The sequence below is a fragment of the Paenarthrobacter sp. 22069 genome, assembly GCF_052046035.1.
Taxonomy (GTDB): Bacteria; Actinomycetota; Actinomycetes; order Actinomycetales; family Micrococcaceae; genus Arthrobacter.
The window spans coordinates 278151-303112 of the sequence record NZ_JBQEQF010000001.1 but is presented as its reverse complement, the minus strand read 5'-3'; the positions used below and the strand labels follow the sequence as shown (position 1 = coordinate 303112).

At 65.3% G+C, this 24962-nt stretch carries 28 protein-coding genes; 19 read left to right on the top strand and 9 right to left on the bottom strand.

Features of this window, described 5'->3' with window-relative positions:
• A partial coding sequence (locus ACTJK0_RS01495; RefSeq protein WP_440744008.1) for a DUF222 domain-containing protein occupies nucleotides 1-961 on the top strand: 961 nt, incomplete at its 5' end.
• A gap of 250 nt (nucleotides 962-1211) precedes the next feature.
• Here ACTJK0_RS01495 and ACTJK0_RS01490 read toward each other — a convergent pair.
• Entirely contained in the window at nucleotides 1212-2750 is a 1539-nt protein-coding gene (locus ACTJK0_RS01490; RefSeq protein WP_440744007.1) for an LCP family protein, read from the bottom strand.
• Between the two features lie 201 nt (nucleotides 2751-2951).
• On the opposite strand from ACTJK0_RS01490, the gene ftsW reads away from it, so the two are divergent.
• Both ftsW and ACTJK0_RS01480 read left to right on the top strand, forming a co-directional pair.
• Entirely contained in the window at nucleotides 2952-4226 is a 1275-nt protein-coding gene (gene ftsW / locus ACTJK0_RS01485) for a putative lipid II flippase FtsW (protein WP_440744006.1), read from the top strand.
• Nucleotides 4210-5484, top strand: coding sequence for an MFS transporter (locus ACTJK0_RS01480; RefSeq protein ID WP_440744005.1), 1275 nt, complete (start codon nucleotides 4210-4212; stop codon nucleotides 5482-5484). The genes ftsW and ACTJK0_RS01480 overlap by 17 nt, the downstream gene beginning before the upstream one ends.
• 475 nt (nucleotides 5485-5959) lie before the next feature.
• On the opposite strand, the gene ACTJK0_RS01475 is transcribed toward ACTJK0_RS01480, so the two are convergent.
• Nucleotides 5960-6697, bottom strand: a complete 738-nt coding sequence (locus tag ACTJK0_RS01475; RefSeq protein ID WP_440744004.1) for an ANTAR domain-containing protein — start codon at nucleotides 6695-6697, stop codon at nucleotides 5960-5962.
• 240 nt (nucleotides 6698-6937) lie between these two features.
• On the opposite strand from ACTJK0_RS01475, the gene ACTJK0_RS01470 reads away from it, so the two are divergent.
• Together ACTJK0_RS01470 and ACTJK0_RS01465 are read left to right on the top strand one after the other, a co-directional pair.
• Nucleotides 6938-7456 carry a MarR family winged helix-turn-helix transcriptional regulator gene (locus ACTJK0_RS01470; protein ID WP_440744003.1) on the top strand — a complete coding sequence of 173 codons (519 nt, stop codon included), beginning with the start codon at nucleotides 6938-6940 and terminating at the stop codon, nucleotides 7454-7456.
• Between the two features lie 63 nt (nucleotides 7457-7519).
• The gene (locus ACTJK0_RS01465; protein WP_440744002.1) at nucleotides 7520-7963 is read left to right on the top strand and encodes a hypothetical protein; all 444 of its coding nucleotides are present in this window, start codon (nucleotides 7520-7522) and stop codon (nucleotides 7961-7963) included.
• A gap of 169 nt (nucleotides 7964-8132) precedes the next feature.
• On the opposite strand, the gene ACTJK0_RS01460 is transcribed toward ACTJK0_RS01465, so the two are convergent.
• The gene (locus ACTJK0_RS01460) at nucleotides 8133-8456 is read right to left on the bottom strand and encodes a hypothetical protein (protein ID WP_110541475.1); all 324 of its coding nucleotides are present in this window, start codon (nucleotides 8454-8456) and stop codon (nucleotides 8133-8135) included.
• Between the two features lie 156 nt (nucleotides 8457-8612).
• On the opposite strand from ACTJK0_RS01460, the gene ACTJK0_RS01455 reads away from it, so the two are divergent.
• Both ACTJK0_RS01455 and trxB read left to right on the top strand, forming a co-directional pair.
• Complete coding sequence (locus ACTJK0_RS01455) at nucleotides 8613-9047, top strand: arsenate reductase ArsC (protein WP_440744001.1); 435 nt, start codon at nucleotides 8613-8615, stop codon at nucleotides 9045-9047.
• A 22-nt stretch (nucleotides 9048-9069) separates the two neighbouring features.
• Nucleotides 9070-10047 carry a thioredoxin-disulfide reductase gene (trxB, locus tag ACTJK0_RS01450; RefSeq protein WP_440744000.1) on the top strand — a complete coding sequence of 326 codons (978 nt, stop codon included), beginning with the start codon at nucleotides 9070-9072 and terminating at the stop codon, nucleotides 10045-10047.
• Nucleotides 10048-10117: 70 nt separating this feature from the next.
• On the opposite strand, the gene ACTJK0_RS01445 is transcribed toward trxB, so the two are convergent.
• Entirely contained in the window at nucleotides 10118-10459 is a 342-nt protein-coding gene (locus ACTJK0_RS01445) for a hypothetical protein (protein ID WP_440743999.1), read from the bottom strand.
• 191 nt (nucleotides 10460-10650) lie between these two features.
• On the opposite strand from ACTJK0_RS01445, the gene ACTJK0_RS01440 reads away from it, so the two are divergent.
• The 3 genes from ACTJK0_RS01440 to ACTJK0_RS01430 all read left to right on the top strand — a co-directional run bounded on the left by ACTJK0_RS01440 (nucleotide 10651) and on the right by ACTJK0_RS01430 (nucleotide 13139).
• The gene (locus tag ACTJK0_RS01440; RefSeq protein ID WP_440743998.1) at nucleotides 10651-11265 is read left to right on the top strand and encodes a PAS and ANTAR domain-containing protein; all 615 of its coding nucleotides are present in this window, start codon (nucleotides 10651-10653) and stop codon (nucleotides 11263-11265) included.
• A gap of 130 nt (nucleotides 11266-11395) precedes the next feature.
• The gene (locus tag ACTJK0_RS01435) at nucleotides 11396-11833 is read left to right on the top strand and encodes a hypothetical protein (protein ID WP_440743997.1); all 438 of its coding nucleotides are present in this window, start codon (nucleotides 11396-11398) and stop codon (nucleotides 11831-11833) included.
• Between the two features lie 88 nt (nucleotides 11834-11921).
• Nucleotides 11922-13139: an MFS transporter gene (locus tag ACTJK0_RS01430; protein ID WP_440743996.1), complete on the top strand. Its 1218-nt coding sequence runs from the start codon at nucleotides 11922-11924 to the stop codon at nucleotides 13137-13139.
• Nucleotides 13140-13149: 10 nt separating this feature from the next.
• On the opposite strand, the gene ACTJK0_RS01425 is transcribed toward ACTJK0_RS01430, so the two are convergent.
• Nucleotides 13150-14004, bottom strand: a complete 855-nt coding sequence (locus ACTJK0_RS01425) for an SDR family NAD(P)-dependent oxidoreductase (protein WP_440743995.1) — start codon at nucleotides 14002-14004, stop codon at nucleotides 13150-13152.
• Between the two features lie 30 nt (nucleotides 14005-14034).
• On the opposite strand from ACTJK0_RS01425, the gene ACTJK0_RS01420 reads away from it, so the two are divergent.
• Together ACTJK0_RS01420 and ACTJK0_RS01415 are read left to right on the top strand one after the other, a co-directional pair.
• Complete coding sequence (locus ACTJK0_RS01420) at nucleotides 14035-14355, top strand: hypothetical protein (protein ID WP_440743994.1); 321 nt, start codon at nucleotides 14035-14037, stop codon at nucleotides 14353-14355.
• 91 nt (nucleotides 14356-14446) lie between these two features.
• A complete protein-coding gene (locus tag ACTJK0_RS01415) occupies nucleotides 14447-15148 on the top strand; it encodes an esterase/lipase family protein (RefSeq protein ID WP_440743993.1) in 702 nt (233 codons plus the stop codon).
• Nucleotides 15149-15292: 144 nt separating this feature from the next.
• Here ACTJK0_RS01415 and ACTJK0_RS01410 read toward each other — a convergent pair whose 3' ends face one another.
• From ACTJK0_RS01410 to ACTJK0_RS01400, 3 genes are all read right to left on the bottom strand, one after another.
• A complete protein-coding gene (locus ACTJK0_RS01410) occupies nucleotides 15293-16405 on the bottom strand; it encodes an ABC transporter substrate-binding protein (RefSeq protein ID WP_440743992.1) in 1113 nt (370 codons plus the stop codon).
• 85 nt (nucleotides 16406-16490) lie between these two features.
• Nucleotides 16491-17375 carry an ABC transporter permease gene (locus ACTJK0_RS01405; RefSeq protein ID WP_440743991.1) on the bottom strand — a complete coding sequence of 295 codons (885 nt, stop codon included), beginning with the start codon at nucleotides 17373-17375 and terminating at the stop codon, nucleotides 16491-16493.
• On the bottom strand, nucleotides 17372-18229 hold the full coding sequence (locus ACTJK0_RS01400; RefSeq protein WP_440743990.1) for an ABC transporter ATP-binding protein: 858 nt from the start codon (nucleotides 18227-18229) through the stop codon (nucleotides 17372-17374). The genes ACTJK0_RS01405 and ACTJK0_RS01400 overlap by 4 nt, the downstream gene beginning before the upstream one ends.
• 186 nt (nucleotides 18230-18415) lie before the next feature.
• Here ACTJK0_RS01400 and ACTJK0_RS01395 point away from each other — a divergent pair, with 186 nt between their 5' ends.
• The 7 genes from ACTJK0_RS01395 (at nucleotide 18416) to ACTJK0_RS01365 (ending at nucleotide 23854) form a co-directional block, all read left to right on the top strand.
• The gene (locus tag ACTJK0_RS01395) at nucleotides 18416-20056 is read left to right on the top strand and encodes an ATP-binding protein (protein ID WP_440743989.1); all 1641 of its coding nucleotides are present in this window, start codon (nucleotides 18416-18418) and stop codon (nucleotides 20054-20056) included.
• Nucleotides 20049-20717, top strand: a complete 669-nt coding sequence (locus ACTJK0_RS01390) for a response regulator (protein ID WP_440743988.1) — start codon at nucleotides 20049-20051, stop codon at nucleotides 20715-20717. The genes ACTJK0_RS01395 and ACTJK0_RS01390 overlap by 8 nt, the downstream gene beginning before the upstream one ends.
• Before the next feature lie 193 nt (nucleotides 20718-20910).
• A complete protein-coding gene (locus tag ACTJK0_RS01385; protein ID WP_440743987.1) occupies nucleotides 20911-21450 on the top strand; it encodes an alternate-type signal peptide domain-containing protein in 540 nt (179 codons plus the stop codon).
• Between the two features lie 77 nt (nucleotides 21451-21527).
• On the top strand, nucleotides 21528-22136 hold the full coding sequence (locus ACTJK0_RS01380; RefSeq protein ID WP_440743986.1) for a SipW-dependent-type signal peptide-containing protein: 609 nt from the start codon (nucleotides 21528-21530) through the stop codon (nucleotides 22134-22136).
• On the top strand, nucleotides 22126-22791 hold the full coding sequence (locus ACTJK0_RS01375; protein WP_440743985.1) for a signal peptidase I: 666 nt from the start codon (nucleotides 22126-22128) through the stop codon (nucleotides 22789-22791). The genes ACTJK0_RS01380 and ACTJK0_RS01375 overlap by 11 nt, the downstream gene beginning before the upstream one ends.
• On the top strand, nucleotides 22775-23272 hold the full coding sequence (locus ACTJK0_RS01370) for a hypothetical protein (protein WP_440743984.1): 498 nt from the start codon (nucleotides 22775-22777) through the stop codon (nucleotides 23270-23272). The genes ACTJK0_RS01375 and ACTJK0_RS01370 overlap by 17 nt, the downstream gene beginning before the upstream one ends.
• Nucleotides 23273-23470: 198 nt before the next feature.
• Nucleotides 23471-23854 (top strand): VOC family protein, encoded by a 384-nt coding sequence (locus ACTJK0_RS01365; RefSeq protein WP_440743983.1) that lies wholly within the window; start codon nucleotides 23471-23473, stop codon nucleotides 23852-23854.
• A 191-nt stretch (nucleotides 23855-24045) separates the two neighbouring features.
• Here ACTJK0_RS01365 and ACTJK0_RS01360 read toward each other — a convergent pair whose 3' ends face one another.
• Nucleotides 24046-24951 (bottom strand): phosphatase PAP2 family protein, encoded by a 906-nt coding sequence (locus ACTJK0_RS01360; protein ID WP_110541458.1) that lies wholly within the window; start codon nucleotides 24949-24951, stop codon nucleotides 24046-24048.
• Nucleotides 24952-24962 lie beyond the last annotated feature (11 nt).

Here is a 24962-nt window from a genome sequence, read left to right as displayed (position 1 = left end):
GTTCCGGGTCAAGGCCCGGACGTGGCGGGAACGCCACCACGCTGAGAGTATCGAGGAACGGCACGCCAAGGGGGTGGCGGAGCGGCGGGTGGAGTTCCGGCCGGACCGGGACGGAATGGCCTGGTTGTCTGCGTACCTTCCGGCGGACCAGGCCCAGGCGGGGTGGAACCGGCTCACAGCCGTCGCCCGGTCCTTGCAGGGGCCGGACGAGTCCCGGACCCTGACCCAACTCCGCGCCGACACCTTTGCCGCCGCAATCCTTGGCAGCGGCACTCCTGCCAGCACGGACGCCAGCGGGACTCCCGCCGGAACTGTTGAAGGAGTAGATTTCCCGTCACCGATCAGGGCGCAGGTGCTGGTCACAGTCCCGGTGTGTGCACTGCTGGGCGTGAGTGATGAGCCGGCGGTGCTGGACGGGTACGGGCCGGTCCCGGCGTCGATGGCCCGGCGGCTCGTCGCGGACGGTGCCGGTTCGTTCTACCGGGTGTTGGTGGACCCGCGGGACGGGGCGCCACTGGAGATCGGCCGGACCAGCTACCGGGTCACGAAAGCGATGCGGGCGTGGCTGCGGATGCGCGACGGGAAGTGTGCGTTCCCCGGGTGCAGCAACAACTCCCTGGACACCGAGGCCGACCACATCCTCGCCTGGGCCAACGGCGGCACCACCGGAATCAGCAACCTGGGACAACCCTGCCCCAAACACCACAAACTCCGCCACCGTACAGGCTGGAAACCCACCCCCGCCACGAAAAAAGAACCACCCGGCTGGACCTCACCCACCGGCCGCCACTACCAAAGCGAACACCAGGACTGGGAACCACCCCACTGGCCTCCCGGGTTCCTGCCTCGCGCACGCAGCAAACTCAAGGACAAGGAATGGATCCTCTTCAAGGAAGCGGGCCCACTCCAAGAACGGAGTCTCCTGGAAGAAGCCCTCGTTCAACAGCTGGCCCTGTCCTGAGGCAAGCGTGCTGGCCCGCATATCCGCCCGGACTGGAAGCGGTGCTGGTCGGTCCGCCACGCTTGGGAGCGGTACTGGCCGGTCCGGCGTGGCTGGAAGCGGTGCAGGCCGGGCCGGTCCCGGACCAAAACCGGCGCTGGCCGGTCCGCCGCAACTGGGGGCCGTGCTGGCCCGAACGCCATCACTGGAAGCGGCGCTGCCAGGACGTCCGCCGATACAAGGCGAGCGCGTTCCCGGAGCGGCCCGATACCTAGTACCCGGTGGGGTTGGCCGACTGGCAGGTCTGGTCGCTGCCGGTCTGGGCCACCACACCACCCGAGGAGTCCGGGGTCGCCGGCGGCGCGGTGGGCTTGGTGCCTGTGGCGAAGTCGGTGCCCGCATAGAGCTGCACGCCCTGGATGTTGGCCACCTGCTGCACACTGCCGGCGGGCAGTCCGAACAGAGCGGCCACATCGGCGGCTACGTCCTCAAACCCGGCCGAGTAGTACACCTTGGTCTTATCCTGCGCCTGGGCCTGGAGCTTGGTCAGATTCGTAAAGCCGGCATCCGAGAGCAGCCCGGCGATCGCGTTGCTCCGGCCCGCCACGCCGGTGCCGTTCGCGATGGAGATTGGCTGCAGCGACTTATCGTAGGCCGGTGCCGCAGGCGTTGCGGGCGCCTGTGTCGGCGCGGCAGGGGCGGCCTGGCTCAGGTCCGGGCTGTTGCGCAACGCACTGAAAAAGTTCGACGCCGCCGGCTCATCAAGGGTGAGCCGGTTGGGATCCTGCGGCGCAGGCATGGTTGGCGTCGTGATGAAGTTGATGTTGGCGGGGTCGATACTCTTCAGCCGGTTGGCGATGGTCAGCAGTGAGGGGACGGAGGACAGGCCAGAGTCCACCGTCAGGTTCTTGGTGATGGTATCGGCAATGGTGAGGGTCTTCTGCGGGTTGCCCAGGGTGCCCTCGGACTTGAGCTTGCGGCTGAGCGAGGCCAGGAATCCCTGCTGGGCCTGGATGCGCCCCAAATCCCCGCCATTGGCGAATGCATGCCGCGTGCGAAGGAACGCGAGAGCCTGTTCGCCCTGCACCTGGGAAGTGCCGGCAGGCAGGTTCAGGCCGCTGTCCGGATCATGCACGGCGTCACTGACGCAGACTTCCACGCCACCCACGGCGTTGGACAGTTCCTTCACCGCGTTGAAATCAGCCATCATGAAGTGGTCCACTTCGAGGCCTGTCAGCTTGTTCACGGTGTCCACCGCACATCCGATTCCCGCCTGCGCCATGGCGCTGTTGATCATGACGTCCTGCCGGCCTGGATAGGCCCGCTTGGTTTTGGGGTCAGTGCAGGCCGGGACATCGACCAGCAGGTCGCGGGGGAAGCTGACCACGTTCACGTGCTTGTTGTCCGCGGAAATGTCCAGCAGCATCATCACGTCGGACTGCCCGTAGCCCGAGGAGTCCTCGGCGCTGCCGTACTGGCTGTTGCTTCCGTCCCTGGTGTCCGATCCCAGAACCAGGATCTGCAGCCGGTCGGTGCTGTCATTAACGGCACCTTCGGTCCGTTCCCCGCCCGCCGTCAACTCGGACGTGCTGATGTTGGACTGCAGGCGCCAGGCCCAGTAGCCGCCGAAGGCCACCGCACCCAGGAGCAGCACCGACACCACGGCGGTTACCGCCTTGAGCCAGCGCGGTACCCGCCGGGCAGGCCGACGGTGGCGGGAACTGGCGGCATAGAGCTCACCTTGGCCGGGATAGGCGCTCGGGCTGGAGCCAACCTGATCCGGGCCGGGGGACTTTCTGGAACCGAACACGGCAAAATGACCTTCGGGAGGGGATGGGTTCCGGATACCCTACAGGCCTTAGCTGGCAATTCCCTCAGAACGCTGAAGCGCACGGCCCTGCTGCCGCCGTCCCCGGCCTGCGGGGGCGTACTCTATTCTCTCGGCGGTACCGCCCCGGAGCTGGGCCCGGCCATGGGGGAAGTCCTGGTGTGCAGGCTGAGGAACGGACAGATGAATACAGGACAAAAGCAGGGCGCTACGGGCCGTCCTGCCCGGCGCGGGTTGGGCAAAGTGGCGGTGTGGCTGGAAGATGACTCCCCGGGACGCCTCCGGCCCCTCATCCTGGCGGTGGTCCTCACGCTTTCCGCGATCGGACTGGTGGAAGTGGCGTCCGCGTCGTCAGTCGAATCAGTGGCGCAGGGCAACAATCCGTACGATCTTCCCCTGAAGCAGGCCATCTGGACGGTGGCGGGCGTCGTGATCATGCTGGTACTGGCCCGGTTGCCCGTGCGGCGCATCCGGCGGCTGGGCTGGCCGCTGCTGATCGGCTCCCTGATCGCCCTGGTCCTGGTATTCACCCCGCTCGGCATGTCCGTGAACGGCAACCGGAACTGGCTGAGCGTGGGCGGGTTCACCGCGCAGCCGTCGGAATTCGCGAAGCTCTCGCTGATCGTATGGGCCGCAGCCATCCTGGACCGGAAGCAGGCGCTGCTGGCCAACTGGAAACATGCCGTGGTTCCGCTCGGTCCCGCCGGCGGTCTGATCATGCTGGTCGTGGCGCTGGGCCACGACCTGGGCACCACCATGATCATCATGATGATCATGGCCGCCACCATGTTCTACGGCGGCGTGCGGATGAAAGTGTTCTCGGTGGCGGGCATGATCTGCGTAGTGGCGGCCTTGCTGCTTGCAGCAACCAGCGGCAACAGGATGGGGCGTATCTCATCGTGGCTGGGCATGGGGTCCGAGGAAGACGCGGAGGGCATGGGTTACCAGGCCCAACACGGCGCCTACGCCCTTGCCTCCGGTGGCTGGTTCGGGGTGGGCCTGGGCCAAAGCCGGCAGAAGTGGAACTGGATCCCGGAAGCCCACAACGACTTCATCTTCTCCATCCTGGGCGAAGAGCTCGGCCTTGCAGGAACGCTGCTGGTCCTGGGCCTTTTCGCCATCCTGGCCATCGCGGTCTTCAAGACCATCGCGCGCACCGCGGACACGTTCTCCCGCATCGTCGCCTGCAGCGTGATCACCTGGATCCTGGGGCAGGCGGTAATCAACATCGCCATGGTCAGCGGGCTGCTGCCGGTAATCGGCGTGCCGCTTCCGTTCATCTCCTACGGAGGGTCGGCCATGGTCTCCTCCCTTGCGGGAATCGGGGTAATCCTGGCGGTGACCCGACCCGATCATGCCCCGGCCAGCGGCGCCGTGCACACCGGTGCTGCCCCGCGAGGCCGGGAGGGCCGCAGGCACGCCGTAAAGCAGGTCAGGGAGCATGAGTACCAGCGGTAGCGCCCGAGGGGCAGGTCCTGCAGTGCCCATGACTGCCATCCGCTTCATCCTGGTTTTCGGGATTGTCAGTGCGCTGATGGACATGGTGTACGAGGGCGCGCGGAGCGTTACCGGGCCATACCTCGGGACACTGGGCGCCTCGGCGCTCCTGGTCAGTGTGGTCACCGGTGCCGGCGAGGCAGTGGCCCTGATCTTCCGGCTGGTCTTCGGACGGCTTGCAGACCGGCCCGCCCTGCGGTGGACCCTGGCCATCAGCGGCTACGGTCTGACCGCTTTGTCCGTCCCCCTCCTGGGCATCACCAATGCGCTGTGGATCGCCTGCCTCCTTGTCCTGGCCGAACGGTTCGGCAAGGCCGTCCGGAGTCCGGCGAAGGACACCATGCTCGCCGAGGCCGGATCGTCCCTGGGCCAGGGAAAGGCCTTCGCGCTGCACGAAGCCCTCGATCAGGTGGGCGCGCTCGTTGGCCCGCTGGTGGTGGGCGCGGCCCTGGCGCTCTCCGGCAACTACGGTCCGGGTTTCCTGCTGCTGGCCGTTCCCGGGCTTGCGGCGATGCTGGTCTTATTAAGGCTGAAGCGTCGGGTTCCTGATCCCGGTGCGTACGAAACCCGATTGCCCGTTGTTGGCGCCATTCCCCCGGAGGGCGTGCCGCTTGCCCCGCCTTCGGCCACACCGATGCCCCGCCAGTACTGGCTCTACGCAGCCTTTAGCAGCCTGACGATGTTCGGCTATGCCACGTTCGGGCTGCTCTCGTTCCACGCGGTGGCCACGGGACTCCTTGAGCCGGCCCTGGTTCCGGTACTGTACGCATCGGCCATGGGCGTCGATGCCGTGGCCGCGCTGCTTTCCGGCTGGCTCTTTGACCGGGTGGGTTTGAAGGTGCTCCTGGTCCTTCCGGTTCTTGCCGCCGCGGTCCCATGGCTGGGCTTCAGCAACAACGCGGCGCTTGCGGTGGCAGGGGCGCTGGTGTGGGGAGCGGCAATGGGAGTCCAGGAAAGCACCATGCGGGCCGGCGTTGCAGGGCTCGCGCCGGCAGCCCGGCGGGGGAGTGCTTATGGAATGTTTACGGCCTGCTACGGCCTTGCCTGGCTGGCGGGAAGCTTCCTCATCGGCTTGCTCTACGAGCAGTCGGTACCGGCGCTGGCCGTTACCATCACGGTTGTCCAAGCGGTTGCGCTGGCCGTCTTCGCGATCCTCAGGCCACATACAACCGGTATCGGCAGCGGCACATCGCAGTCTTCGGGGAACAACAACACCTAGGCGACGGCTCCTGCAGTTTCGGGGCATTCAACGCAGCGGACGTCAGCAACCAGGGAACCGGCGTCGTCCTTATGGAAATGGGTGACGTGATTGGTGGTCCTGCCGCAGGTCGGGCAGAAGCTCTGGCTTTGTTTTGTCCACATGCATGAATAATACGGAACGGCCCGGCAAAGAGAAGTTCGCGGGCGAAAGTATGTGGATCACCGCAGCCCTTCTTAACCGGATCTTGACCAAAACCCGGCGCGATCCTTCGGGCAATGCTGAGATTCGCGGCGTAGTTTGGCCTCATCAAGGCAGTAGGGAAGGAGCGCAGGACAATGACCATTACAGATTACTTCGTGGCTCTTGGCGGCATGCTGGCTTCACTCGGATGCGCAGGGCTGGTGGCAGCAGGCCTGATCCGGGCACGGGCCCGGCACTAGTTCCAGGCTGCGGCACGGCATTTCCGGGCGGCAGCTTCTGTGAAGTGCCTGCCCTAGGCGAATGCCGGCGGCTCGAACCGCGTTGCGGGCAGGCCGCTCGGCATCGCCTTCAGGATGCTGTCCGCCACGCTGCGTACCTTGAGATTGCGGTGCCGCGAGGTGCCGGCAAGCTTGCTGAATGCCTCCGCGTAGGAGCAGCGGTTCTGCGCCATGAGCACCCCGCAGGCCACGTCGATGCTGGTCCTGCTCTCCAGTACCTGCTTCAGGTTGTCGCCGGCGCGGATGATGCCATGTACGTCCAGCGCGAGCTTAAGGCTGTGCGAGGCAACCGCCCCAAGCCAGGCAGCTTCGCTGATGATTTTGGCTGTGAAACCGTAGCCTGGTGGGCCCAGGAAGATGAGGGCAGCGGTCGAGCCCGGCTGCAGTTCGAGAGGGACCGCCAGGGCGGAACCGAAGCCGTTGTCCAGAAGCCGCTTTCGGTACGCCTGCCAGCGGGAGCCGGCATGGTTGATGACCGCCGGGGCTGCCAGGGCCGAACCCAGCGCTGCGGGTCCATCTCCATGCTCATCCTCGGAGGCCGCAAGCCCCGCAGCGGCCGGTGTGCTCCCGGCGGTGGCATAGCAGGCCCCCTGCCGGTGCAGCACGGCTGCGCACTCGACTGTTGTGCCCGCCGTCGTGCTGATCCAGTGCGCGGCAGTATCGGTGAGTCTTTGCAGGGACTCCGCGTCGCCGTCGGCCCCTGTCACCAGGTCCAGGAGGAATCCCTGCCGCTCTGGCTCCCTGTTGTTCACCGGGCCACCTGCCACCCTGCACCCCCATCCCGTCATCTCCCTTGGCCATGGCGCCGAGGGTTTCATTGCAATGTATTAGCCGGGTGCGCCGGCGGCACGAGTAGCCGGTACTCTACTTTTTCCCGCCACCTGCGCAGCTACTTGGAATTGCTTTTCAACGTTGTGGAGGTGGCCGGCTGCCAAGTGGGCTAGCATGGGTTTGTTAGACAGCCAAGCAAGTAGGATATCGAAGGAATTCGCATGAACCCGCATGGTGCAAGCGAAGGCTACAGGTACCCGCCCATTGAAGGCACCCAACCCGGAGCCGTTGACATCATCAACGCGCTCCGCGAGTTCCGCACGTCAGAGAGCGCCATGAGAAGGCGCACCCGGTCGTCTGCTGCGATGGGGGAGACGGACCTCCTAGCCCTGCGCTACCTTATCGACGCGGACGCCGCCGGCACCGGAATCCGGCCCACCGAACTCGCTGCCCGCCTGGGAATCACCTCCGCCTCCATGACCAGCCTCGTGGAACGCCTCGTAGCCAGCGGTTACGTCACCCGGCAACCACACCCCTCGGACCGCCGCGCACTCCTACTCCGGCCCACACCTGGCGCCGACGAGGAGGTTCGGCACAACCTCAACCAGATGCACACGCGCATGCTCGAGGCTGCGGAATCGCTGTCCCAGGAGGAAATCAGGGCCGTGATGCACTTCCTGATGCGGATGCGCGAAGCGGTAGACGCGGTGAATTCCGCATCTCCCGCTACTGTCCGGTAGACAAAAGGGTAATCCTAGTTAGACTAGCTACATTGTTAGTTAACTACCGGACGGCGGATTCGCATGACTGCAGTACTCGAACCTCAGGCGCCGGGACGGTCAACTCCCTTGGAGACCTGCGAAGACCTCCCGCACCAGCCGGCAGCCGCAGCGGTCCTTACCTCACCGGGCACGCCTTTCCACTGCGGCGTGGCAATGACGGAGTCGGCCATTCCCATCGCCTCACTGGGATGGGCGCCGCTGGAGCTCGGTTCATCCGAGTGGTCCTGCACCTGCGGCTACCGGATGGACAGTGGCCCCGCCGGCGATCCCCTCGAAGCCGTCCGCCTGGCGTCGGCCAGGGTCGAGAGCATCCAGTGGGAACTGGACGCGGCTCAGGAGGGGTTTATGACTGCACTTAGCAACGCGTCACGGCTGGGTGCCGGCCAGGAGGCACTCAGCGAGGCCGCAGGCCTCAGCGCAGTGGAACTCCAGGAATTCCTGGCCCGCGGCCCGAAAATCATGTAAGCGCGGGGCCGGCCGCGGGCAGGCCCTGATGGTGAATGCTCCGCAAAGCCTGAAGTGCAGCCATCCGTCTCTTCAGATGCAGCTGCACTTCGGGTTTTGGAGTTCAAGTTCGAAAATTGTCGGCCGGCTCTGGCCCGAATCCTGGGCGCGGCGAGTGGCCGGAAAGTATTTATGCGGCCAGGCGGGTTGCTGCTGGACGGGGATGTCGCCGGCCGGCCAGCACGCTGATGGTGCAGGGCTGCTGGTCCGGATCGATCATGGCTGGCAGCTGCCTGGACTCGGAAGCGGAGCGGAGCATATCCAGCGCTTCCTCATCCACCCAGGCTCCGGAAATATCGAGTTCCAGGTCCAGGCCCCCCTTGAGGGAGTTGGCGCGTTTTGCCACCACATACAGTGCGTTGATGCTATGGACGGTGATGTGCCCCTTTGCAATCACCTTGGCCTTGCTGTGATCCAGATCCACCCGTACTACGATGTTCAGCTTAGAGTTCAAGTTGTAAAGCCTTCCCCGGCATTGGCTGCGACGCTGCAGCTTCTTGCATGGCCCGTTTGCATGAGCCTCCATAAGATTAGGCAACAAATGTGATGCACGCAACATGGTGATGTTTGTTACACGCTGTAGAGCCGTTATCAGTGTCAGGAGCGCCGCATGACCATCCCGCCCGCCCGTAAGCCGTCCGTCCTCTTTGTCTGCGTCCACAACGCCGGCAGGTCGCAGATGGCCGCGGCATTCCTGACCTCCCTGTCCAGGGGAGCAGTGGAAGTCCGCTCGGCCGGATCCCGGCCCGCGGAGCAGGTGAACCCGGCCGCCGTCGAAGCCATGGCCGAGGTGGGCATCGACATGTCCGCAGAGGTGCCGAAGGTACTGACCACGGAGGCAGTGAAAGAATCGGACGTGGTGATCACCATGGGATGCGGTGACGAGTGCCCGTTTTTCCCTGGCAAGCGTTACGAGGACTGGGTGCTGGAGGATGCGGCCGGCAAGGGCGTTGGCTCCGTCCGTCCGATCCGTGATGAGATCAAGGCACGCGTTGAACAACTGATCACCGAACTCCTGCCCGCGCAGCACGCGGACGCCCAGTAGTACCGCCACCGAAGGACACTCCATGAGCAAAGAACAGCTGATCATCATCGGCTCCGGCCCCTCCGGCTACACCGCCGCAATCTACGCCGCCCGTGCCGGCCTGAACCCCTTGGTCCTGGCGGGGTCCGTCACCGCCGGCGGTGCGCTGATGAACACCACGGAGGTGGAAAACTTCCCGGGTTTCCCCGGCGGCATCCAGGGCCCCGAGCTGATGGACGGGCTGCAGCAGCAGGCGGAAAAGTTCGGCGCGCGCATTGAGTACGACGACGCCACCTCGGTTGAGCTCAAGGGTCCCGTCAAGCGCGTGGTCACCGGCGGCGGGGAGACCTACGAGGCGCCGGCGGTCATCCTGGCCACCGGCTCCGCCTACAAGGAACTCGGGCTGCCGGAGGAGAAGAAGTTCAGCGGCCACGGCGTCTCCTGGTGTGCCACCTGCGACGGGTTCTTCTTCCGGGACCAGGACATCATTGTGGTGGGCGGCGGTGACTCCGCCATGGAGGAGGCAACCTTCCTGACCCGCTTTGGAAAGTCCGTGACCGTGGTGGTCCGCAAGGGCGAACTGCGCGCCTCCCGCATCATGGCACAGCGCGCCAAGGACAACCCCAAAATCTCCTTCGCCTGGAATTCTGCGGTGACGGCCATCCACGGCGACGGCAAGGTCACCGGCGTCACCCTGACCGATACCCGCACCGGTGAAACCAGGCACCAGGGTGCCACCGGCATCTTCGTGGCCATCGGGCACCTGCCGCGCACCGAACTGGTGGCCGGCCAGGTGGATTTGGACGACGAAGGCTACATCAAGGTGGATGCCCCCACTACGTGCACCAACCTGCCCGGCGTTTTTGCCTGCGGCGACGCCGTGGACCACCGCTACCGGCAGGCCATCACCGCCGCGGGTACCGGCTGTGCAGCTGCCCTCGACGCCGAGCGGTTCCTGGCGGCGCTGGAAGATGCCGCCAGCATCGCTACCGCACTGGTGGAGGAGCCGACCCACAGCTAAAAAGGCTGCCCGGGCACGCGGTTGCCCGGGCATTCCCGCCGTCTTCCCGTTTTCCTGCGCCGATCCGGCGTCAGACGACTTCGGGAAGCCGTCCCGTTAATACTGAAACTGGAGCAGCTGACCAGCGCTCCCGCTCCGGCTCGTACGAGACCACCATGGATGTTTCGCTTCCGTGCGCCTCGTCAATGGCCAGCAGCAGGGCGTCCTCCACATGCCTGGCATACTCCAGCCGCTCAGGCAGGGAACCCTGCAGCCCGCCGTCGTCGATCACCACGTGGCCCTTGCCGTCCACGATGACCTTGAGTGAAAACCCCTGGTCCTCATGAAGGGACCCGCGGGTGGATGATATTTCGGTGATACGGTCTGCGCGGACCAGCCCGTTGCCCAGCGTGCGGATCCATACTTCACCCATGAATTGACCTCCCCTTGGATTGGGACGCGCTTCAGTGTGCCCCATAAGGCGACGCTACTCCTCGCGGCGCCTTTTGTGACCCCCGATTTTGCGGGCCCCAGGGTCTTTCGACTGCTTCACGCGGACGATATTTGGGCTATTGTGATGCCGACAGCCGACTGGGGGGAGCTAAACCGATTTTGGAGAAAGATATGTGGTCGAACCTGGGTACCTACCTTTTTCCACTTCGCGCTGGAACCGAGTGCCCCTCAGGCACCTTTGAACTGGATATCGCCACCGGGAAGATGAAATGGTCCGACGGGATGTTCCGCATCCACGGGCTGCGCCCGGGGGAAGTGGTTCCCACGTTCGGGCTGCTGATGTCCCACAAACACCCGCAGGACGGTGAAGCGGTCCGTGCCCTGTGGAAGGACCTGCTGCAGGCCGGAGGCCAGGCAGCAATGCTGCACCGCATCATCGACGTGCACGGGAGGGAACGGCGCGTGTTCTCGGCTCTCCAGGCCGTGCCCGCGGCATCCGGGCGAGTGGAACAGGCGCGCGGGTTCATGGTGGACGTCACCCAAAGCCTCCGCATCGAATCCCAGCAGGCCGCCACCGAGGCAATTGAGGGGGCCTACGCGCACAAGGCCGTGATTGAGCAGGCCAAGGGAATCATCATGGCATTGCAGGGGGTTGAACCGCCCGCAGCGTTCGAGATGCTGGCCACCCGCAGCCAGCATGCCAACGTCAAGCTGCACATTGTGGCCGAGGAACTGGTCAACGCGGCTGTCAACGGCAAAGCCAGGGAAGTCCTGACGGGTTACTGAGGAAGCCTGGCGGCCGGTCCGGCGCCCGCCGGTTCCGCTCGCGCCGCTTCCACGTGCGACATTTCCACGCGTGCGCCGCTGGGACCTTCGGCACTTCCGGCCCGGCTCCACACCGGGCGACCCTGTTGGCATGGCGGACAGGACCTCGGCGAACTGGACGCGCAGCGGCAGCGTTGGCTCCGCCGTGGTCAACGCGCTGTTGCTCTACGGGATCAACATTTGGCCCGGTTGGCGGATCGTGCCCTTCCTGACCGCGGACATGGACCGTGCCCTGGACCTCGTCAACACGACCCTGATCGCAGGGATCGTGGTCAACCTGGTATGCGCGGTAATCCGCTTCAGGGCCCTCCTGGCTCTGGGCAACCTCGTGGCGATCGGTATAGGCCTGGCGGCACTGCTCCGGCTTTGGGCGGTCTTCCCCTTCGATTTCGACGGGGGCTGGTCCGGCTGGCCGGTGCTGGTCCGGGTGTTCCTGGTGCTCGGCTTCGTGGGCTCGATCATCGGTGCAATCGTCGAACTGGTGAACCTGTTCCGTGTCCTGGCGGGGTTCGAGCCCAAGCCGCGCTGAGCCTGGCCCTGCCGGCCCGGGGCCGTGGCCTCGTCCGGCATGCCGCACCCGATCCTGCGGCGAACGGGGCGGCCCTAGGATAAATCTGATGACTTCCCCGGATGATCCCCAGCCCTTCAGCCTGCGCAGTATTGCCGTGGCCGCTTTCGGCCCCACGCTGCTCTTCGGAATCGGGCAGGGTGCCATCCTTCCGGTGGTGGCATTGTCCGCCCGTCAGCTGGGTGCCTCCGTGGCCGTGGCAGCACTGGTCGTTACCCTCATTGGCCTGGGATCCTGGTTCTTCAACCTGCCGGCCTCCCTGGTGACCCTCCGTTTCGGTGAGCGGTGGTCCATCGTGGGTGCTGCGGTCGCTGCCGGGCTGGCCCTCGCGGCAGCCGCCACTGCAGCCCTGGCCCCGAACGGACTCTGGCTCCTCGCCGTGGCAATGACCGTCGTCGGAATGTCCGGTGCCGTTTTCGGCCTGGCCCGGCAGAAGTACCTGACGGAGGCCGTGCCCGTGCAGTTTCGCGCCCGGGCGTTGTCAACGCTTGGCGGCGTCAACCGCATCGGCGTATTCATCGGCCCGTTCGCGGGGGCCGCTGTGATGCAGTTCTTCGGGCTGGCGGGTGCCTACTGGGTGGGCGTAGTAGCCATGGCGGCGGCCGCCTTGCTGTCCCTCACCATCCCGGACCTTGCGGCGCCGGACGGCCAGCCGGGCAGGGATACCGGCCCCCAGCCCACGCTTCGCAGCGTGGCGGTCTCGCATGCCGGGGTGTTCCTTTCGCTGGGCGTAGGCATCCTGCTGCTGAGCGCCCTCCGCTCCTCCCGCCAGGTGGTGATCCCGCTCTGGTCCGACCACCTTGGAATGGACGCCACCTCCGCTTCCCTCATCTACGGGCTGTCCGGTGCCATCGACATGCTGGTTTTCTATCCCGCCGGGAAGCTGATGGACCGCAAGGGACGGCAGTGGGTGGCGGTTCCGTCCACGCTGCTCATGGGCACTGCGCTGCTGCTGATCCCGCTCACCGGTTCCTTCGTGGGGCTCCTGCTGGCGGCGCTGCTGATCGGGTTCGGCAACGGCATCAGCTCCGGACTGGTGATGACACTCGGCGCCGACTTCTCGCCGGACCGCGGCCGCGGGCAGTTCCTGGGCCTGTGGCGCTTCATGGCGGATGCCGGCTCCACCGGGGGACCGGTCCTGCTGTCCGGGGTGACGGCGCTCGCCTCGCTTGGCCCGGGGATCTCAGCCACGGGCCTGCTGGGGTTTGCGGCGGCGGCCGTGTTCGCCGTCGTAATCCCCCGCCTGAAGCACCGCCGCAACTACTGACGCCCGCCTGTCACTGCATGTGGGCGAGGCCGGCGCAGGCGTCCCACAGACGCTTGCGGGCCTGGGGGTCCGATCCCATGCCCGGCGTAGCAAGCTCCCCGCGTTTCGCCCAGAGCTTCCCGGAAACTCCCGCTGTTTCGCTTGATGTAGCCAGCCAGAGGGCGGTGTCTGCCGCCTCTTCTGCCGGTGCACCGAATGTGTTGGTGAGCAGACGGAACGGGCCGCCAACGTCTTTGAGGAGCGACGTGTTTTTGGCCAGCCCCGGATGGACGGCGTTGGCCACCACACCTGAGCCCCGCAGGCGTTCGGCAAACTCCTGCGTGAGGAGAACGCGTGCGAGCATGGTGGGGGGTGTGGAACGAAGGTAGCTGTACCGGCCCTTGGCGGTCTGGAGGTCGTCGAAGTTGAGCCTGATGTTGCCGTACTTGGACGCGATGTTCACGATCCGGGCCGTGCCCCCCGTCGCGGCCGCGTTCCTGAGCGCGTCAAGCATCAGGTTGGTGAGCAGGAAGTATGCCATGACGTTGGTGGCGAACGTCAGTTCCAGCCCGTCCGGCGTTACCTGGCGCTCCTTGCGGAACACTCCGGCCGAGTTCACCAGGACATCGAGCCTGCCGTGGCGCGAGAGGAAGTCAGACGCCGCGGCGTGGATCGAGGACTGGACCGACAGGTCGCAGGCCAGTGGTTCCAGGAGGGCGGAAGGGAGGACGCGCCGAATGGCACTCGCTGCTTCTTCCGCGCGGGCGGGGGAGCGCCCCACCACGACGACCAGGGCGCCTTCGCGTGCGAGACCGGTTGCCACAGCCTGTCCCAGGCCGCTCGCCGCGCCTGTCACCATCGCCACGGTGCCATTCATGGATGCCATGCTAGTCCCCTTGGCGAACCAGGTCAGCGCATGATCTTGAAGTTGAACGCGGGGGACACCGCGGGCGCCACTTACCGCGGGTGCCCGATGCTGAATACGAACACAGAGTTCCCGGAGGGCAACCATCCGGCCCACCTGGTGGCCGCGGCGCACAAGCAGCAAGTTCGGGACTGGTTCCAGTCCCTTGCGGGCGACGCCGGAGTGCATGATCCGGATGAGCTGGCCGAAGAGTTGCTCATCGTCCTCAACGGGGCCTACGCCACGGGCGCGGTTCTCGACGGCGTCCTCTACGGCAAACGCGCCCTGAAACTTGCCCAGCGCCTCGTTGACGACGCCTGCGCCCGGCTGTAACTGACGGAAAGTCCACAGGGTCTGGCTGCGGCTTTATGTGCCGCGAGTGGTGTTTGCAGGAAGTGTCGCAGGGGCGCGTTATCCTCAACACATGAGTGACCCTGGCGCCGAGACCCGCATCAGTCCACTGCGGAAAGCCGTGTGGTGGGCCCAGGACTATGTGTACGCCGCGGCCTGGCAGGTGCGCGGATTCCTGTCGCGCGTGCAGCCGGGGTCGTTCCGCAACGGAACCCGCGCCCCCGTGGTGATCATTCCCGGCGTCTACGAAAACTGGCAGTTCATGATGCCGCTCATCCAGGTGGTCCACGACGCCGGGCACCCGGTGCACGTGGTCACCGTCCTGCAGCGCAACAAGCTCAGGGTGCCCGACGCCGCGCGGCTGGTGGCCCAGCACCTGGAGGAAGCCGGGCTGCGCGATGCCATCCTCGTGGCGCACAGCAAGGGCGGGCTGATCGGCAAATACGCCATGCTGCAGCTCGATCCCGGGCACCGCATCGACCGGATGATCGCCGTGTGCGCGCCGTTTTCCGGTTCCCGCTACGCCCGGTACATGCTGCTGCCCAGCCTGCGGATCTTCTCGCCGCGGAACGCCCTGACCCTCGAGATGTCCCGCGAACTGACCATCAACAGCCGCATCACGTCGATTTATGGGCCGTTCGATCCGCACATTCCGGAGGGGAGCGTTCTGCCCGGGGCCACCAACATCGAGCTGCCGGTGGCGGGGCACTTCAAGATCCTGGGTGATCCCGAAACGGCGCGGATAATTGTGGAGCAGTTGAACCTTCCGGCCTGACCGTGCTGCGTGGTCCGGCTGTCGCTCGGACATGCCGCCCATCGCGCTGACCGGCAGCCGGAGTGTGGGTACGAACGTTTAAAACGCCAAGCTCCCCCGAAAGCGGGGCTTTCGGGGGAGCGGGGCCGATCTTTCCTGGGCGTCCTAGCCGTCGGCGCCGGCCGGAGTGGTGGTGGCTGTGTAGCCCTCAAGCTTGAGTGCCGCCTGCGCGTACTTCTGGTCGAAGGTGTCCGCGATGTTGACCTTGGAGGTGTCAACCCCGATGGTCTTCTCCTCGTCGAAGACTGTCTTGGGTCCGCCTGCCGGCATGAGTCCGTCCGGGAGGAACTGGCCCTTGTCCTGGTCCAGGGCCTTGACGTAGTCGTCCTTGCTGATGGTGCTGTTCTGGACGAAGGCCGGGGGCAGCTTGTCCGCGATCTCCTGCGCTGAATGGGTGTTGATCCAGTGCATGGTATCCACGAGCGCGTCCACCACTTTCTGTACCTCATCCTGGTGGCTGTTGACCCAGTCCGTCTGGGCGAGCAGGCCCGCCGACGGCAGGGAGCTGCCGAGGGCCGCCTTGGCACCATCCGCCGACGCAAGGTCAATGGCGGGAACCGCGAGGTTCTTGGACTCGAGGGCGCCGACCGTAGGCTGGGTGGTCATCACGCAGTCCGCGGAACCGCGCTGGATCGCGGCAATGGCGGTGGCACCGGACCCTACGGCGATGGTGTGGTAGTCGTTCTTGGACAGCCCGGCCTTGGAAGCAATGAACTGGGTGAGTTCGTCTGTACCTGAGCCGAGATCCGTGACGCCGACGGTCTTGCCCTTGAGGTCGGCACCGGAGTGGACGTTGGCGTTGGGGCTGCACATGATGCGCTCGCCGGGGGCGCCGGACAGCTGGATCAGGTTTGTGACCTTCTTGCCCTTGGCCTGGAAGTCCACGGTGTGGATGTACCACGCTCCGGCCATGTCCACCTGTCCTGACGCCATCGCTTCCTCGGCACCCACGCCGCCCTGCTGCTCGGTGGAGAGTTCCATCTTGACGCCGTACTTTTCGTAATAGCCCAGCTGTTGTGCCAGCTGGTAGGGGAGATAGATCTGCTTGTCGATGCCGCCCACCATCAGTTTCACTGTGGGCATCGAACTGCTGCCGGCGGACGCACTGCCGCCCGCCGAACTTCCGCTGGCTGCGGGCGTGGAGCTGTTGCCGCATGCTGCGAGGCTGAGGGCAACGGCTCCGGCAGCTGCGGCGGCAAGAATGGGGCGCTTCATCATTGTTTTACGCATCCTTATGTACGTCCCGAATGGGACATGGCTGGTTGTTAAGGGTGTTGCTGGTTTGGCAGGTCGGTTGCCTGGCTCAGATGGCCTGGGCTTCTGAACGGTTCGGTGGCCGCCATTTGAGCAGCCTGTGCTCAAGGAGGTTGATCAGGGATTCGGCAAAAAGCGTGACGACGGCGATGATCACCATGCAGGCGAAAACCGTGTTCGGATCGAAGGTGCCCTGCGCCTGGCTGATAATCAGGCCAATTCCCTTTTGGGCGCCCAGAACCTCTGCAACGAGGGCGCCGATGATGGCAAAGCCGAACGCGGTGTGGAGGCTGGCGATGATCCACGTCATGGCGGACGGGATGGTCACATGCATCGCCACCTGGTAGGGCGAGGCGCCGAGCACCCGGACGTTGGCCACCAGGTTCTGGTCCACCTCACGCACGCCCTGGAACGCGTTGAAGAACACTACGAAGAAGACCAGCACGGCCGCGAGCAGGATTTTGGGGAACACCCCCAGGCCGAACGCCACGATGAAGATCGAGCCGAGCACGATGCGGGGGATCGAGTTCACGATCCGGATATAGGGCCCGACGACGGCGGACAGGTACTTGTTGGAGCCCAGGAGGATGCCGAGCACCACGCCCACGGCTGTTCCCAGCAGGAATCCGAGGAACGCTTCCTGCGCGGTGACGCCCAGGTTCTCCCAGATGGTCCCGAACGCCGTGCCTTCGGTGAACAGCTTGACCAGGCTGTCCCAGATTTCGGAGGGCTGGCCGAAGAAGAACTTATCCACCCACCCCTCCGTGGTGAACCATTGCCAGCCACCGACGACCGCCACAGCAAGGAGCACGCGGCCGACCCAGATAGCTGTTGATCGGCGCCGGGCCTTGATCCGGCCTGCGTTCCTGGCTGCTGTCTCTGTTTCCACTGGTTGACCGCTTTTGTGGGTTTCGGGGTGGGTAAGGGCTGTCATGATGTACCTGCCGTCATTGCATAGGCGCGGGTGACCTCGTCCTTCAGGGATTCCCAGATGCGGCCCTGAAGTTCCAGGAACCGTTCTTCATGCCGGATCTCCTGGACGTTGCCGCGCGGCCGGGGAAGGTCTATGTCGAAGACGTCCTTGACCGAACCAGGGCTGCTGGTCATGATGACCACCCGATCGGACAAGGCCACTGCCTCGTCAAGGTCGTGGGTGATGAACAGGACCGAGGGCCGCAGTTCTTCCCAGAGCTTGAGGAGCTCGTTCTGCATGATGGCCTTTGTCTGCACGTCCAGGGCTCCGAACGGCTCATCCATGAGCAGGATGCGTGGATTGTTGATCAAGGCCGCGGCCATGGCCACGCGCTTGCGCATGCCGCCGGACAGCTGGTGCGGGTAACGGTCCTCGAATCCGGCAAGGCCAACCCGGCGGAGCCAATCCCGGGCCAGGTCGGTGGCCTGGCGCTTGGGCATCCCGAGCAGGATGGGGCCCATCATCACGTTGCTGAGCACGCTCTTCCAGGGAAACAGGGCGTCCGCCTGGAACATGTAGCTCACACCATTGGTGATGCCTTCCACGAGGTTTCCGCCGACCTTCACCGAGCCCGCGCTAGGGTGCTCGAGACCCGAGACCTGGGCCAGGGTGGTGGATTTGCCACAGCCCGTTGGTCCGACGATGGAGCAGAACTGGCCGGGTTCGACCGTCAGGCTTACGTCCCTGATGGCGGTGAACGTCTCACCCTTCGGGGTCAGGTAACGCTTGGTCAGGCCCGTGACCTCAATGCGGGCGCCTTCGCCGGCATGGTGTGGTGGCGGCCCCGGCGGCCGGGCTGTGTGGGTTGTCTTCATCGCAAGACCTCGCTGTCTTCTGTTCATGTAGTCCAGGTTCGTGATGTGCATCACTGGAACTGTGTGAAGCTTAGGAAGTGATCAGTCCGGCCAGAAAGACTTCCGTAAGATGTGTGCTTTAGTCGCAAAAGTGCACGTTTTGTGCATTTTCTGCTCCCGCGTGAAAATCGTGTTTCCGGTGCCGCTATGAGCAGGACATCCGCTCTCCAGCGGCTCCGCGCAGGCCGCCGTTTTTCTACCTTGACCGGGCAAATCCTGCTTGCCTCGCTATCGCTGTTGCTGTTCACCGTTGCCCTGGGCGGTTTCCTATTTTCGATGATCAGCAACCAGACCCTGGACCAGCAGTACCAGCTGCGCGCACTGGGCATTGCAGCAACCACCGCGCAGATGCCGGAAATCCAGACCGCCCTGGCCGCCGGCGATCCCGGCCACACCATCAACGGAATCGCCCAGCAAGTGATGGCTGCCGCGCAGCCCGATTACGTCGTTGTCAGCGACAGGGAGGGGATCCGGTTCTCGCACCCGGATCCGGCGTTGATCGGCCGCCGGCTGGAGGAGCCAGTGGCTGTCCTTGATGGCAACACCCACGTGGGGTTCGACCCCGGCAGCCTGGGCCGGTCCGCGAATGCCAAGGCCCCCATCTTCGGTAGCGGCGGCGAAGTCATCGGCCAGGTGTCCGTGGGGATCGAAGACACCCAGGTCTTCACTAACCAGCTGCAAAACATCTGGCTGATCACCGGATTTTCCGCCCTGGTGCTGGCATTGGGCGTGGCCGGTTCACTGCTGCTTTCCCGGCGGATCAAACGCGTCACGTTCGACTTGGAGCCGGCCGAAATTGCCTCCCTCCTGCAGGAACGGGAGGCGCTGCTGCACGGAATCCGGGAGGCCGTCGTCGGGCTTGATGACGAAGGAAAGGTGACGGTGATCAACGAGGAGGCCCGGCGGCTGCTTCACCTGGAAGGAGACGCGCTGGGTAAGCCCATTTCCGGGCTCCTTCCGCCTGGCAGGCTGCGGGACCTGCTGGCCGGCCGCCTCCCCGGCGCCGACCAGGTGGCCCTGACCGAGGATGCCCTGCTGGTCGTCAACCGGATGCCCGTCTCTACCGCCGGCCGCAGTATCGGTTCCGTGGTCACGCTCCGGGACCGGACCGAAATCGAGGGCCTGGTTCGCGACCTCCACTCCATCCAGGGCCTGATGGAGGCCATGCGGGCCCTGGAACACGAATACGCCAACCGGCTCCACATTGTTGACGGCCTGTTGGAGATGGGAGACCTGGACCAGGCCAAGAAGTTTGTCTCGCAGGTATCGAACATGTCAAAGTCCCTCGGCGAACGGCTGCGCGCCACCATTGCGCCGCCGGAGCTTGCGGCGTTGCTCCTTGCCAAAGTGGCCGTTGCTGCCGAACAGGACGTGCAGATGGAGGTGACCGCAGACTCCCGGCTGGAACATCCGGAGGTGGATCACACCGAGCTGGTGACCATCGTGGGCAACCTGCTCGATAACGCCGTGGACGCGCTGGCGCATACGCCCCGGCCGCGCGTGGTGACGGTACAGTTCGACGATGCCGACGGCGTCTTCATCGCCGTCAGGGACAACGGGCCCGGCGTTCCGGCGGACAAGGTCAGCCAGGTCATGGTGGACGGCTACTCAACCAAGGACCCGCGGCCGGGGATGCGGCGTGGCATTGGGCTGGCCCTGGTGAGCAGGATTGTTCGCAGGGCGGGGGGAACGTTGGATGTGTTCCCAGGGCCCGGCGGTAACTTTGAAGTGTGGCTGCCGGCAAAGACGCAGGCAGCGGTTGAAGACAGGAGCGCAGGCGTTGATTAAGACGCTCGTAGTGGACGATGATTTCCGGGTTGCAGGCATCCATGCGTCCCGGGTGGCGCGCGTGGACGGGTTCGAGTGCGTGGGCCAGGTGTACACCGCGGCCGCCGCCCGCGAAGCAATTGCGCGCCTAAACCCGGACCTGCTCCTGCTCGATATCCATTTGCCGGACGAAGACGGACTTTCCCTCCTGCGGTCTTTGCAGGCGGCCGGAACCCAGGTGGACAGCATCGTGATCACCGCCGCCCAGGATTTGGCCACGGTCAAGTCGGCAATGACCAGCGGAGCTATCTACTACCTGGTCAAGCCCTTCGGGTTCGACCGGCTCCGGACGCAGCTGGAGGCGTACAAGAAATGGCGGGAGGAACTCGAGTCCGTATCAACGGCAAGCCAGGCCACCATTGACAACCTCTACAAAGCCCGCTTGGCAGGAATCAAGGCAGCCCCGCCGGCCACGCGCCTCCAACCCACCATGCAGAAAGTCTTCGACGCCGTCCGGGCCGCCGGCGGCCCCGTCAACGCCGCGGAAATTGCCGAGCAACTCGGCGTCAGCCGTCCGACCGCCCAGCGCTATTTGAGCACGCTGGAACGCAGGGGCCTCCTGGTCCTGGATCTCACCTACGGCAGCACGGGGCGGCCGTTGAATTCCTACACGGTCTCCTGAGCGCGCCCCCGCAGGACGACGAGTGATGCGCATCACCAGCTCGCCTTTATATAACCGCAGGTCAGACCCTAGTTGAAATTTCAAATACCTTGAGCTTTTGTTGACTCTTTACCCCCTCACTTCCTGAGCTTCGCCATGCAATGTTGTCCCCAGCTAGACCACACCACACCAACAAAGTCTGAGGGGACACATCATGAAGAACAGCACCCTGGTCAAGGGGACCGCAGCCATCGCCGTAGGTGCCGCACTGCTGCTGGGCGGCGGCGGAACGCTGGCCAACTGGAACGCCGAGGCCACCGCAGCTCCCGGCATCATCGTTTCCGGCGACCTGAACGTCGCGAAGACCGCTGCCGGCGTCTGGAAGGACCGCGCCGGCGCCACCATCGACATCAACACCTACAAGGTTGTCCCGGGTGACAAGCTCACCTTCACCCAGGACCTGACCGTGACCCTCGCCGGAGACAAGATGGCCGCCAACGTGGCCACCACCGGCATCACCGCCACCAACGGCTTCACTTCCGCCAACGTGTCGGTGAGTGCTCCTGCTCTCACCGTGGGCGGCACGGCGGTCGCCAACCCGCTGAAGCCCACGGGCTCCGCCCAGACGGTAACCGCGACCATCACCTTCGAATTCCTGTCCAGCACCACCGGCCGCGCGGACACCACGGCGAGCTACAACTTCAACAACGTGGCGTTCCAGCTGACCCAGGTAACCCAGGCCGGCCTTTCCTGATCAACCGGGGCGGGTGGCTGATTAAAGAGCCACCCGCCAAAGGCAACCGAAACGAGGACCAGGACCAGGAGGAGACCATGCGCATCAAGCGCAGACTGCAGGCGGCCGCGCTGGCTGCCGCGGCCGTCGTCCTGGGCCTCTTAGCAGTGCAGGGAACCTACGCGTTATGGAGTGCGTCGGCAGTCGCTTCGCCCGGGACTGTGTCGTCGGCGTCGTTCGATACGGCGCTCACAGCGGTCAACACGGGCCAAACAACCACCATGACACTCCCGGACGGGACGGCGGCAACGCTCACCCTGTCTCCCGCCGGGACCCTGGGTCCTGGTACAGCCGTCTACGGCGGCCTGGTGGTCACCAACACCACGACCGCCGGCGGCCAGTTCAACACGGCCATCACGGCCAGCCAGCCCAGCATCGCAAACGTTAATGGCGGGACCCTCGCCGGCTATGTCACCGTCAACGCCAAGAGCGCAACGTCCTCGGCGGAATGCAGCACCGCCACCGGTTTTGCCCCGGTGGGTACCGGTGGCCTCGCCTCGCCCACGGTGGCCAAGGGCGGGACCACCGTTTTCTGCTTCCAGGTCAGCCTCAGCTCCAGCGCCCCATCCACAGTGAAAGGACAGGCAGTGAACATCTCCCTGCAACTCACCGCACGTCAACTTTGTGGGGTGCCCAGTGGCTGCTGACCTGACCGAACGCCTGCTGGGCGGCAGTACCCATCCCGGGAACCACGAGGAGGAAGCGCGGGCAACCACTCCGCAGCCGGGACGTAGACGCCGTGCTGTGCGGACCGCCGTCGGACGTCTCGCCAGCATGGCCGCACTGCTGGCGGCACTGTTCGCCGCCCTGGTGCTCATCGTGGTGCCGGTGGCGACAGGCTCGCAGACCTATACGGTTCTGACCAACTCCATGGCCCAGAAATTTCCGCCGGGCACCTTCATGGTGATGAAGCCTGCGCCGTTCGAGGACCTCAAATACGGCGACGTCATCACCTTCCAGCTGTACTCCGGGCGTCCCGAGGTGGAAACGCACAGGATCGTCGGCTTCGGTTCCACCCAGGCGGGCGAGAAAACGCTGATCACCAAGGGTGACAACAATGGCGCCAATGACCCCAATCCGGTGGTTGCCGTCCAGGTCAAGGGCAAGCTGTTCTACGCGGTCCCGTATGTGGGCTTCGCAGCGAATTTCCTGGGCAATTCGGACCGCGGAATGTGGACCGTCATCACGGCCGTGGCGCTGATCGGGTACGGAGCCATCACCGTCTACACGTCGGTGCGCAAAGTCCGCAAACGGGACGAGGCCTCAGGCGCTGGGGGTGGGCCAGATGGACAGGATGCGTGACCTTCCCGGCGCACGCCTGTCCGTCGGGGCGTTCGTACTCACGGTGCTGCTGGGAGTCGGCGGGGCATCGGCGTCGGCTTTGTGGCAGCAGAGCGCGACGGCGGCCATGACCGTCACGGCCTCCGGCACCTGGCCCGCGGCCGGGTTCTCGAGCTTCACCTGCACCAACGACAGCCCGCAGAAAGTGGCAACGCTGACAGCGGCCGGATCAAAGGTGCCCACCACGCTGACATACTCTGCGCTCCAGGCCAACGGAACCTACGGGCCGTCCTACACGGAATCCGTCACCCTGGGATCAACAAGCACCATCAACCTGACGATTACCTCGCAGATCGTGCTGGCCAACCGGACAACGACGCCGCTGACCATCCGCGTCACCGCAACCTATGCGGATCAGAGCCAAAGCACGGCCACGGCCAAAGTGTCGCTGGAGCAAGGTAACAACAGCGACAAGGTCACGTGCTTGTCCACCGCCTTCTAACCGGCCATGGAGCGCCAGCTCAGTGGAAGAAGGCGCCGCTGCAACTCCCCCCACGCAGCGGCGCCGCCTCCCACCAAGCTGGCGCAGTGGCGCGGACGGTCCGGGGAAGGACGTGCCGGGGTTGTACCCAACGTCCCGTGTCCGGCCCGTCCCGTGTCCGGCGCAGGCCCACCCGTGGGCCGTCCGTACACTGTCACCATGTCATGCCGAATCAGTGAACTTGTCCTGAACTGTAACGACCCCGAACTGCTTGCCCGGTTCTGGAGTGGCGTGTTGGGTTACGTGGAGCTCGACCGTGAGGACGGGGCGATCGAGATCGGGCCGCCGGACGCGGGATTCGGGGGACTGCAGCCCACGATCTTCCTGAGCCCCAGCAGCAATCCGCGCGTGGGGAGGCTTCCGCTGCACATCGACGTCAACCCGGTGGACCGGGACCAGGATGCCGAACTGGAACGCCTGCTGGCTTTGGGGGCCCGGCCCGCGGATGTGGGGCAGACCGGCGACGAGCAATGGCACGTGCTGCAGGACCCCGAAGGGAACGAGTTCTGCCTGCTGCGCAAGCGGTTGGAACCCCTGAAGTAGGGCCGGCGCCCGGCCTGGTGCCGGGGACTGCCGGAGGGAGTACCCGGCGGCGCCTGCTTCAAGACGCCGCCCGGGCACCTGCAACTATTCCTGGCACGCCTCAAGCCAGGGGGCTCCATTTCCTCAAGGTCTGCTCAAGATTCCCCGTCCTGGAGGATCTCCGTGCCGGGCCCTCTGCAGGAGGTGACCGGTCAGCGGCCCTGTACGTCCCGCCGTCGGGCGGCAAATGCGAACAGGGAGGTGGTGGCAACGGTGGCCAGGTACCCCGCGATCACAATCAGGGAGATGCCGGCCCAGAAGTAGTTGGTGGTGCTGCTTTCCTGCCACGGGCTGGGCGCGATCCGGATCAGCGAATACACAGCGACGCCGGCGGAGGCCAGGCCGATCAGCACCGGCAGCGTGAGCCAGATCCGGGCCGAGCCGATGTGCTCGCCGAACCCGTCCCACTCGTTCCAGGAACCGCGGCGCAGGATCAGCCACCCGGCCGGGATCATGAACGCGCCCACCAGCAGGAACGCGGCCACCACGTCGGCAGGCCGGTGCCATTGGTTGATCAGCGTGGACACCCCGGAGGCGATGGCGAAGGTGCCGCCTATGAAACCTGCCATCGGACGCCAGCGCGGTGACGCCATGAGGAACACGGCAGCGGCCGCGGAGGCCGCGAGGGTGGTGTGGCCGGAGGGCAGGGAGTTCAGTTCCAGCGTCAGCACGCCCTTGTCCGGGCGTGCCGGCAGCAGGTCCTTCAGTACCTGCGTGGCAACGTTCGCGCCGACGCACGCGGACACTGCGATTGCGGCTTCGGCCCAGTGCCGCCGGATCACGGTGACAAACAGGACCACGACGGCGGCCATCACCAGTGAGATGGTGGGCAGCCAATCGAGGAACTGGGTGGCGGCCTTGCCGGCGGGCCCATGGATCTCCACAGCCTCCACCAGCGCGGACTCGTCAATGAACTGTCCGGTGGTGGTCTGGACGAAGAAGTAGTAGGTGGCAACAAGTCCGGCAATGCAGGCCAGCGTGGACAGCACGAACAGGAAAGCCGAGCCCGGGGCGGGCCGGGCAGGAGTCCTGGTGGATAGTTGCCGTGAAGAAGTCATCGGGGTTAAGG